General features: G+C 43.5%; 11 protein-coding genes. 5 read left to right on the plus strand and 6 right to left on the minus strand.

From position 1 onward, the window contains the following. Positions 1 to 63 precede the first annotated feature (63 nt). Positions 64 to 510, minus strand: coding sequence for a hypothetical protein (locus HYQ67_RS15125; RefSeq protein ID WP_202304695.1), 447 nt, complete (start codon positions 508 to 510; stop codon positions 64 to 66). Between the two features lie 1,799 nt (positions 511 to 2,309). Between HYQ67_RS15125 and HYQ67_RS15130 the strand changes: the two genes are divergently transcribed. Together HYQ67_RS15130 and HYQ67_RS15135 are read left to right on the plus strand one after the other, a co-directional pair. Further along, positions 2,310 to 2,870: a tyrosine-type recombinase/integrase gene (locus tag HYQ67_RS15130; protein ID WP_202304699.1), complete on the plus strand. Its 561-nt coding sequence runs from the start codon at positions 2,310 to 2,312 to the stop codon at positions 2,868 to 2,870. Between the two features lie 10 nt (positions 2,871 to 2,880). Next, the gene (locus HYQ67_RS15135; RefSeq protein ID WP_202304700.1) at positions 2,881 to 3,090 is read left to right on the plus strand and encodes a hypothetical protein; all 210 of its coding nucleotides are present in this window, start codon (positions 2,881 to 2,883) and stop codon (positions 3,088 to 3,090) included. Positions 3,091 to 3,158: 68 nt separating this feature from the next. On the opposite strand, the gene HYQ67_RS15140 is transcribed toward HYQ67_RS15135, so the two are convergent. The 4 genes from HYQ67_RS15140 to HYQ67_RS15150 all read right to left on the minus strand — a co-directional run bounded on the left by HYQ67_RS15140 (position 3,159) and on the right by HYQ67_RS15150 (position 6,475). Then, positions 3,159 to 3,809: a hypothetical protein gene (locus tag HYQ67_RS15140; protein WP_202304701.1), complete on the minus strand. Its 651-nt coding sequence runs from the start codon at positions 3,807 to 3,809 to the stop codon at positions 3,159 to 3,161. Between the two features lie 72 nt (positions 3,810 to 3,881). Beyond that, the gene (locus HYQ67_RS24020) at positions 3,882 to 4,130 is read right to left on the minus strand and encodes a hypothetical protein (RefSeq protein WP_237391259.1); all 249 of its coding nucleotides are present in this window, start codon (positions 4,128 to 4,130) and stop codon (positions 3,882 to 3,884) included. A gap of 121 nt (positions 4,131 to 4,251) precedes the next feature. Beyond that, positions 4,252 to 4,992, minus strand: coding sequence for a hypothetical protein (locus tag HYQ67_RS15145; RefSeq protein ID WP_202304703.1), 741 nt, complete (start codon positions 4,990 to 4,992; stop codon positions 4,252 to 4,254). A 127-nt stretch (positions 4,993 to 5,119) separates the two neighbouring features. Continuing rightward, positions 5,120 to 6,475, minus strand: a complete 1,356-nt coding sequence (locus HYQ67_RS15150; protein WP_202304705.1) for a tyrosine-type recombinase/integrase — start codon at positions 6,473 to 6,475, stop codon at positions 5,120 to 5,122. 297 nt (positions 6,476 to 6,772) lie between these two features. Between HYQ67_RS15150 and HYQ67_RS15155 the strand changes: the two genes are divergently transcribed. Both HYQ67_RS15155 and HYQ67_RS24025 read left to right on the plus strand, forming a co-directional pair. Continuing rightward, on the plus strand, positions 6,773 to 8,164 hold the full coding sequence (locus HYQ67_RS15155; RefSeq protein WP_202304707.1) for a PAAR domain-containing protein: 1,392 nt from the start codon (positions 6,773 to 6,775) through the stop codon (positions 8,162 to 8,164). After that, the gene (locus tag HYQ67_RS24025) at positions 8,161 to 8,553 is read left to right on the plus strand and encodes a hypothetical protein (RefSeq protein ID WP_237391260.1); all 393 of its coding nucleotides are present in this window, start codon (positions 8,161 to 8,163) and stop codon (positions 8,551 to 8,553) included. The genes HYQ67_RS15155 and HYQ67_RS24025 overlap by 4 nt, the downstream gene beginning before the upstream one ends. 136 nt (positions 8,554 to 8,689) lie before the next feature. Here HYQ67_RS24025 and HYQ67_RS15165 read toward each other — a convergent pair whose 3' ends face one another. Beyond that, complete coding sequence (locus tag HYQ67_RS15165; RefSeq protein ID WP_202304715.1) at positions 8,690 to 9,328, minus strand: helix-turn-helix domain-containing protein; 639 nt, start codon at positions 9,326 to 9,328, stop codon at positions 8,690 to 8,692. 293 nt (positions 9,329 to 9,621) lie between these two features. Here HYQ67_RS15165 and HYQ67_RS15170 point away from each other — a divergent pair. Continuing rightward, positions 9,622 to 10,385 (plus strand): MBL fold metallo-hydrolase (locus HYQ67_RS15170; protein ID WP_202304717.1); only part of this gene is annotated, 764 nt, incomplete at its 3' end.

Below are 10,385 nucleotides of genomic sequence, written 5' to 3' on the forward strand. Positions count from 1 at the left end.
ACAAACAGACCTCGCCAGTGATCGCCCATGGGGCGAACCGGCTCAAGTTTGTCAGGGTATTGGTTAAACTGCGGTTGCTGTTGGAAAATCACCAGTGCAGGTGTAGCCGTATGACTCCAGGCTCTCAACACAATCAGTGGCTATCAGGAACAAGATCACCTGTTCTGGGGTGAGGTCTAGGCCTAGTTTGTCACGATAGAGCTGGCGATACCCCTGGAGCACAGGATCGAGGATCGACGTCAGGCTGTAACCATCAGCTAGTTTTTCACTCAGAGGTTTGAGGACAGTCCGAAACGCGCGGGATTTCTTGGCCTTTTTACGCTCCTGTTTGAGGATATGGAGCGCAACAGCGATTTGAGGGTATCGTGCATGTGCAGCATCAGCGCCACCATTGCGAGAAATGAAGGCCCACAGCGCGGACTTGGTATATTTTCCGAATAGGATCAGCTGTGCGATTTGTTCGCCTGTCATGGTGGTCAGGTCGAATCGTTGGGATTTTGGTTTGTTCATTGGGTTCTCCGTTCTATTGATAGAATTATTCGCGGAGGTCTTTTTGTACCAATTTAGTAACACCGCCAGGCGGTGTGGTCTTTCGTTCGAGGATTCAGTAAAGAAATCATTACCCTACTAATATCTATTATATCAGTATTCGATTAAAATAGAAAGCATTATCTTGCTAAAATTTATAATACCTCAATGTAACACTACATTATTAGCACTTCTTTGTCAACAGGGCTAAATCGCTGTGTAAAGCGCTCTGAGAGGATTAATGTTATAGCAGTACCATCGTATTACCTGCCCCATTATAACGCCGTAGAAAGGCTCCAGCGAAGCCACGAAGCAATCCCGCCGCCCCCAGTTAGGCTGGTCGAATATGTCTCCCGCTGCGCCGTGCTCGCATCACATGGGCTGCCGCGCTTGCGCTTGTCTCCCACACATAGCAGCGTGTGACGCTGGTTGCCGTAGGCAGGGTTACCCGACACACAGAACAGCAACCGTAGGTTGTTGTGATGGGCTATGGAGGGTTATAGGGCGTGACTGTTCACTGACAGGCATGGCCTATTACCACATAGATCTAAAGTGGCGGAGCAGTGAGCGGAGCGAATGCATGCAATTACCTAATAACCACCACACAGTGAACACCAGTTCACCATGACCTTGAGCTTGACCTTTTCGATCTTATTAGGGTTTAGTTAAGTTCTTATTAGGTTTTAGGGGGTTTAGTCTTATTGGTGGTCGTCTCACAACCTTATAAAATAACTTCTAAGGTCGTCTCACAACCTTATAAACCTGTTATAAAGTCGTCAGCCGACCTTATAAATGACCACAGAGAGATGATCTTTCAGCCCGCCCAGCGCGGTAAACTCACGCCTGAACCCCCCCCATTCTCCTTACCAGAAGATCTTTCGCAATACTCTGCTTAAATTCGACAGATGCCACCACCCTATCGCCAATAACCAAATAAATCAGATCAAATCAAAATAAACCCAGTGTAAATATCAGGATAATCGTCTGTTTCTGGTGTGGCTGGAACTCTACGAGGATCTTTCGCTATAGCTATAGGTATATAACGAAGCCACATCAGCGCTGGTCACGTGAAATCCGTCAACCATTTTGGGCTAAACACATTTACAACCCTACCCCCCCCAACTGCATTTTTTATTTTTTCGTACAAAAAACACAAAAGAAACAGCCCTGTAGAGTCTCCTGTATGACGCTGTGGGATGCTGTGGATTAACGGGGTGTCAGTTTACATCTTGTGGGAGAACATCGCACAGCGGGCCGCTGAGAGCGCTAGAAAGGTTGTTGGGTTGGCAGTTTACATTGTTGTGGGAGAGAGTAACGGCGAGGTGGCTGCTTTGCCGGAGGATATCATGTTGTTGGTGGCTAATTGTCTGGCTCGCTGTCTGTGGCACAGTTCCACTCTAACTTACACAATAGATAAGTGTAACTTAGCAAGCCCTTGATTCTTTTAACTTGTTGTGTGAATGAAAGCCAAAGCCAGGCTGCAACGTCAGTTTATGCAGTATTTATTCACTGTTTATTCATGTGTGTTGTGTGAAAAGCAATCAAGTCATGTATATTTTGAAAAGATGTTTCATTTTTATTGAGGCCTGGTCTGGTCTGTCAGGCACATCTGACGGTGTGCTGTGGATATTTTCCCACGCTGATACCTGAAGAACGGCCCCCGATTATTATTCCTCTCTGGACAGCAGGGTAAATATAATTATAAAAACACTTTACAATGATCATCTTACGATCAATATTAGCACTCTAACTTACATATCTAAGAAGCGGAGAGAAATATAATGAAACGTGTCGAGCCAGTCAGAGACAAGCAGAAGATTGCCGAGGTGGAGGTGCTGTTACGTAAGAACAACACCAACCCGCTGTACGGTGATTTGTGGGTATTTCTGAACCAGACAGCGGCACGAGTCGGCGACGCGCTCAAGCTACGCTATGCAGATTTTAATCATCTTGAGGGCAATGTGTTGAACCTGAAAGAACAGAAAACAGGGAAGACGCGCTCTATCATGCTGACACCGAAAGCCCTGGAACTGGTGGCACAGCGCCGTGCTGATAATCCGGGTCATGTGTACCTCTTCGAAGTCGATAGCAACCGGGCGAAGGGCAAAGCAATCAGTCGGGTCACAGTCTCCGCTAAATTCAAGGAAGCCGGGGAAATGCTGAATCTACGCATCGCGGCGCATAGTCCACGTAAAAATCTTGGTTATCACGCTCTGAAACGTGGGGTGAGCCTGCCGACGCTCACTAAGCTGTACGGGCATTCGTCACAGGCGGTCACGCTGGCGTATTGCGGGATAATGGAAAAGGATATCGAGGACGTATTCCAGAATATCGATTATTGAGGGCATGATGATGAAGAAAGTTCTACTTTGTGTGTTGGCCCTGCTGCCGCTGGCGGCTCATGCTGGGAAAATCACCATCAGCAACCCCGAGGAGCAGGAGCTAAAGGGCGGCAAGCGCCTTTGTATTTATGAATCGTCCCTGTATCTATTCACGCTTGTGACGCGTTCGCAGTCCTGTCCTTATTCGAAGACGTTCGATTCGTCGGATAGCGAAAAGTAATGCTCACAAAGTTTACCAAAGATAAATCAGACCCATCAAATATTGTGAGTCTGATCGATTTTGGATTCTTATTTCTTATCTGTTATTGCAGGGACACCTTTGATCGTGAATCTTTTCTCGCCCCCATAATACAAAGGCGACTTAAAATATGGCCCTTTATTCACCATCACCGCTGATTGGATTAGTTCGTCAATCGCATCAGCTAATCCATCTTCTAAAAATGCGATAGAATCATCGCCTAGTGGATACCCTTCAGTTACAACTTTGCAATCTACGTAAGGATGACTAGCACATTCAATCAAATATTTTTCAAAGACATCTCGGGGAAGTGCCAAGCCAAACTCTCGCCATGCATATTTCCTTCCCCAATAATACCCGTCGTCTTCATCATATCGAACACGTGAGTCGTTTTTACCTTTGTTTTCATCGTGTTTTTGCCTAGACATATTACGAGCATATTGATAGCTAAAATCCTTATCCAAAACTGAAGACTTTGACAAACAAGATGTATCAACTATCTTAATACCATTATCCTCGGTGAATCCTATATTGTATCTTTCACCAACTATAACTACATCTTCAAAATTAGCTTCAAATTCATAGGTTGTATCTGTTGTAGCCGGTTGAAAAGTATGCAAGTAACGACCATTACCTAAGTCATGCTTCTGATAATTTGTCACTATTAAATCATGAATTGTTTTTAATTCGCGAGACTTCATACATAAACATCCTTATATTAAATGAAATATATAAAAACCCTCATAAATAAAATTTCCAACATTCAGTAAAAATCACCTTATTCGTGTTGAGATCTCCCTTGACTTACTGCTTGTTATGATCTTTTCAAGTTTATTAGTGTGAGGATCAACCTTGTAGCTTGTATAGTCAATTCCTTTTGAAGAGACGATCATTTTAGCTTCCGAGTACTCCAAATTGGCCAAAGGATTCTCATCCATATTTTCAATATGATTATTATCAATCAAATAATTGTTAACTGATGATAAAAAATCATCAACATTCCCACATACTTTCTCATCCAAATCAAACTCAACAATTTTTTAGTACAATCTTTGTCACGCCATACGATTACTTTAACTAAATTATTGTTTGTCATTATAGCCTCCTCCTATCAATAGACGTTTAAGAGATTAATAGTGATAGTCATGGATTATTTATATTCTCTAAATCTTCGACTAATCCTTCTCTTTCCTTTAACAAATCATCATATAACTTTATAGACATTGGACTTGTGAGATCAAATGCTCCCTTCCCTAGGTTTAAATTTTTAATTCCATCTATAAGAGACAATCTTACAAGTTCTTTATCATCTGCATCATTCACATTATCCATAAGTTCAAGAATGGATTTATGTAAATCTAGGAATGTATTATAAATTGTTGTAACAGAATTTCTTTTATGTGTTTTGGTTTTATTACTAATTTCATTAATTTTTTTATTAATATTATCAAGTGAACCAACAATCCCTTTTCTAGCTTCTACTCTAATTATTTCTTTTTTAGTTCTCGATTTAGTTTGAAATAAAACCTCGGCATTTACAACATCACTTAATCTTGCAACATCAGAAACCATTAACTTTATGCCTTCTCTGTATGATGAGTAGTTTGCCACAAAGTTACTCGCAGGAGTCAAAGCATTGAGTAACACACAGACACTACCATAAGCAGTAATCCGTGCTTTAATTGACCCGTCTTCAAATGCGATATCAATGTCAACATCATCATATAGAAAGAACTTCATCCTCTCTTCGGCATGAAGTTTTATAATGTTTTTTATTTTTTGAATAGCTTCCTGTTTTTCTTTACCATTAACAGTGGATAGCCATTCAGGTTCAACATGCACATACGATTGGCTAAGAATGTTACTATTAATATAATCAGCCATGATAGTCCTTTATTAAAATTTTGATTTTGTAGAGAGTGAGGTTTTTCTAGTAAAATCACTATGAGAAGCACACAACACTACAATTTGTACGCAAAACAAACTCAATGCCTATTTCGCAACCTTCAACCTAGAGCCAATCCAATCCATCAATAACATAACAGACCGTGTTGAGCGGGAAGGTATGCATATATCTTTTTGTGATGCCAGTCCCACTTTTCTCATGACCGACCACCTGCTGCAAGTGCGTCAGGTTCCCTACCCAGCCAGCTAAACAGGTTGAAATCATTGTATGGCGGAAACTGTGTACCAATCGCCGCTGTCCATAATCATCAAGATACGGGATACCCAGTTGATCACGGATATCCGCTAAGACTTTACCTATCTTCGGCATGTTCTTACCCGACACAGGGGAGAAAATCTTCTCTTTCCATTGGTGGTTAACAAAATCAAGAAAGCCCCACTCGATCAGTTTGGGATGGATCGCCACCTGCCTTGTAGCGTTCTCGGTTTTACCCTGTCCTCCTTCAGCGATCAGGAGATAGTACCGCTGGCTATCTTCATCAAATTTAATCTGTGATTTCTCTAACTTTGCGATCTCCCCCCTTCTGGCTCCTGTATACGCCAGCAACAACGTGATCCACTTCTGCCAGCCGTCAGGTTGCTTTAGCGCCCACCCTACAAATTTTCTCATTTCTGCCGTGCTGTATGCCCCAAACCTCGCTTTTGATGGGGCGGCTACTACGCCATCAGTTGGCGACTTCACCAAAATATCTTTGTTATCAGTAAGAAATGTTTTGAATAAAGATTTATAGATCTTCAGGTGCTTACAAATAGCTTCAGCACCGACTAAATCCTCTGGTGGCACATCGTCGCATTCGATTAGCTGTTGAATGGTCATTGAGCGATAGGGCTGAACAACTCGCTTAGGTAGGTTCTCCACAACTTCCATCACCTGTTTAATATCCTGCTTGGTGATAGTCTGGACGTCTGTTGTTGTTCCCAGGACAACAAGTAACACTTCCATAAAGCGTTCATTGGCCTGGGCGATAGCATGAGACCAATTGCGCCCCTTCTCTCTTTTATACATGTTCCACGCGCCAGCCAGTGTTAACACTTCCTTTTTTTCGAGTGGCTCTTGTGCTTCCACGACACTAACGGGAGCAACAACCTCTCGATATTCCTGTGGGGCCAACGGCTGGATATCGCGCAGTTCGTCATTAAGGAACTGTTGGGCTATCCAACGTTCATTCTGCTCCTTTAATCGGTTGCCAAACGTAGAAAGACGCTCGCCAAACTGATCCGGGCCGATGGTTCCACGTTGGACTAGAGGAATAACAGGAGAGGCTAAAGACATCAGTTGTTGAGCCTGAATATAACTATCTGTCTCTAATGATCGACGAAAATATTTATTACCGGGCAGTCGGAAACGAACGTAATAAATCCCGTTGCGTGTGATGGTATGACGTATGGTTCTGTGGCCCATTCTGAAAGCCTCATTAAGTAATGAACTATCAAAACAGGACGTTAAAGCTAGAAATTTCTTTTATTTTCAATGGATAACAGCCAGACTACGCTGGCATTATCCAGATCAGGTAGTACGGGTATTTCTCAGCCTTCACAAAGAAGGGCACCCCGAGTCTCAAGACTGGCAGAATAAGCAGATGGCGATAGCAAAGCAAGCTTCGCTGAAATATCTGACAATTTGCTTTATTCGTGGTTTTTGCAACATATGGGGGCTTAAAATAGCAATCAGCACAATGGACAATCCGTAGAGGGACTTATGGCAAAAGGTTATATTTTACATATGAACGATCCCACCACCTGCGGTGGGCGGGTGCTTGAAGGGGCACCAAACAGAAGAACCAACGGCATTTCAGTCGCTCGCATGGGCGACACTGTCACATGTGGTAAAGATGGCAAAGCTTACCGCATCATTGGTGGCATTTCATGGATAACCACCGACGGTCGGCCTGTTGCAGGCAGCCTCGACAGCATCAGTAGTTGTCCCTGTAATTCACGAATTATTCCCCAGATAATCGTACAATCCTATGAATCCAGAAGTCGTTCGGAGCCATTAGCTTCGCCCCATTTAGCATTTGCTGAATCTGCTGGCTCAGCATCTTTAACAACATCTGAGCAAACAGAACCAGAACAGCATGCTCAGACAGCTAAAAAGAAAACAGGCATCGACGCTGGTTTTGCCGTTATCCCCTATGGCGGTACTACAGAAGCCTGGCAGCGTCTACTGTTCACGGAAAACCCACCGGCAGGAGCCAAAGAGCTGTTCGCTACGTTAAATGGCCCAGACGAAAGCTATAAAGCTGGTTCGATTATGCTGCTGGTTGACCCTGAAAAGCAGGACGAGGAGCAGATTGCACATATGCAGGCCGCGAAAGCACGAGTTGATGCAGCCCTTGAGCCGCTGACGCACAAGGAAGCTAACTTCCTGCATAATCATTACGCCACCATTGCTAATTTTTCCAGCATTGCGGATAAAGGAATTGGACTTGCAGCCGAGCCGGTGGGTAAATATTTTGAGAACATCGAAAAAATTCTTAAAGAGATCCAGGATACTTATAAAAATACCTACATGACGCGCGGCGCATTGATTGGCGAACAGTTTTATGTCAGGCGTAGCCAGTTGTTTAAAGAACTTGAGTCAATACTTAAAGTCGGCTTCCTGAATAAAGGTATGAAACTCGGTGAATACAACAGTTTAAAAAGTGCACTTGGTCTATCAACTAAAGCGATAACTCATAAGTGGAATGAAACAGGAGTTGGTGATATAGAGGGGTACGCAACACATCTAGAACGAGCTGCTAAGTATATGGAAGCTATGCGATATGTTGGTTATGTCGGCATCGGCTTTAGTGCACTGCATTCAATCAACGAAATAAACGAGGCTTGTTCCGTTGGTCGTGAAGATGAATGTACAAAGAAAAAATATACTGAGATTGGCAGTTTCACTGGAGGAGTTGGTGGTGGTATATTAACAGGCTCTCTTGCAGTCCCTTTGTGTATCGCAATCGGTATTGGAACCGCTGGCACAGGCGGTTTAATTTGTACAATCATAGCTGGCGGAAGTTTAGGTTACGCTGGTGGAGAGGTTGGCAGTTGGGGAGGAGAGAAAGTAGGCAACTCGTTCTATAATGTGATCGAGGAGGCCAAATGAAAACCTTCGATTTGATTATAATTATTTTGACATTTTTATTTTTGCTATCATTATTATTCTATTTAATTTATGGTAAAATTACAGAACGAAAATTTGATGTTATAGCTAAAAAATTTGCCAAACAATTTGGGCACATGCCATTTTCAATGACTGTTGGAAAAAGTGGTGGTTTTTTCTTTTGGGGCTATAAAGAGTCCTATTTGATTTGTGCATTGTTTTTCACTAAGTTCCCAGCGACAAAAAAGTCATTAACACCTCAAGAAATTAATTTTTTTAAAAATTTAAACAGAGCCGAAATCTCTTGGTTTTATATAAAATACATCGCAATAGTCATTGGGTTGTTAAGTTTTATTGGGTTGTTAGTTATGTTTAAACTTCAAGCAGCATAATTTTAAAGCCAGGCAAGGGGCTTCACTGCCCCCTTCAATTTTCTTGTTCAGCATTTAATACCAATTAATCTCATCAATTAAGTAGCGAACGGAGTGGCCTGCTCACCATTGCTTAGCACCTCCCAGTTCGAAACCACTAATAATCCTCAGGCAATACCTTGTCGATGGAAACCAGTTTGCCTTTCTCCATCGTGATGTACCCGCCCTCTTTCAGATCTGCGAGGACGCGGAACACGTGGGTACGGGATAGTTTTGTGCGGCGTATGATGAAATTCGCCAACCCTTGCTTTTCGTTCTGAAACGTTTTTGCGCGGTAAAGGTAGCGGTAAAGCATCGGTTTGATTGTTTGGTAGCTGGTTAGCTGTTTTCTTTCGGAATGCAGATCGAGCGAGAAGATGGTCATGAAAACCAGTATTTTTGACAGCACCTTCATGTAATCAGGATCCTGATAAAATAACCCATCAAATTGCTGGGAGCATATTTTCACCGCTTTCACAGGAGTCATACATTTATAATCAAATTTTACCAGCGGACAATACTGCTCCATTAAACCAATGGGCATATATTCAATCGTATTACCAATAGTGAGCTCGCTTTGCGCATGGGAAATAGCAACTGACCCCTCAAGTACAAGATAGATAAAACCGGGTGTTACGCAGAGCGTATCAGTCGCCGCAAGCGTTATCTCTTCCCCCATCTTAACGACATCCGCCACATAGCGCCCAAGGTCAAGTGTCTGATAGTAATGATGGATATTTTCAAAATTGGCTTCCATTAGGCACCCGTTCGCGTTTTTGTCTGCCCGCACAGTATAACATCGAGCAACATGGGGGTCTTTTACCGCTTCCGTTTATCTTCCACAGCTTCTCAATACTGAAGCAGTACCATATGGGACTAGTCAGGGATTAAGAAGCGGTTAAAATAAACGCATTAATTCATGCAATTGCAATAAATTTAAATTTACCGCTGTTTATTTGCCCTTTTTTGCCACGCCATTTGTATTCTGAAAAATGAACACGACGCTTTCAAGCAACTAACGACTTCAACAGCAACCTGGAGGTTGAATTAATGAGATTGAATTTGATTGCCAAAAGCCTGGCTGTCGCGGGGTTACTGACGACACTGTCAGTGACTGCGGCAACGCCAGCGCCCACTAAGGACGCGACTCCCGCGACCATACAGGCCAACGACGCACTTTATAACAAGCTGCCCTTCTCTGATAAAACTGATTTCGCCAATGCACATAAAGGTTTTATCGCCCCGCTTCCACAGGAAGTGATCAAAGGCGAGAAAGGCAACACCGTCTGGAACCCTCAGCAGTACGCCTTCATTAAAGAAGGTGATAAAGCACCAGATACGGTAAACCCAAGCCTCTGGCGTCAGTCCCAGCTGATTAACATCAGCGGCCTGTTTGAAGTGACCGATGGCGTTTATCAGATCCGTAATCTCGATCTGTCAAATATGACCATCATTGAAGGCAAAACCGGGATTACCGTTGTCGACCCGCTGGTTTCTGCGGAAACTGCAAAAGCGGCTCTGGACCTGTACTACAAAAACCGCGGTAAAAAACCTGTTGTGGCGGTTATTTATACCCACAGCCACATTGACCACTACGGTGGTGTACGCGGCGTCGTTGACGAAGCTGACGTCAAAGCTGGCAAAGTGAAAATCTACGCCCCGCAAGGTTTCATGGGCGCCGCCGTTGATGAGAACATCATGGCAGGTAACGCCATGAGCCGTCGCGCTAGTTACATGTACGGCAACCTGTTGCCTGCTGATGCGAAAGGTCAGGTTGGTGCAGGTCTGGGCACCACGACCTCTGCCGGTACCGT

The sequence above is a fragment of the Dryocola clanedunensis subsp. sulfonylureivorans genome (assembly GCF_016756775.1).
Classification (GTDB): Bacteria; Pseudomonadota; Gammaproteobacteria; order Enterobacterales; family Enterobacteriaceae; genus Dryocola; species Dryocola clanedunensis.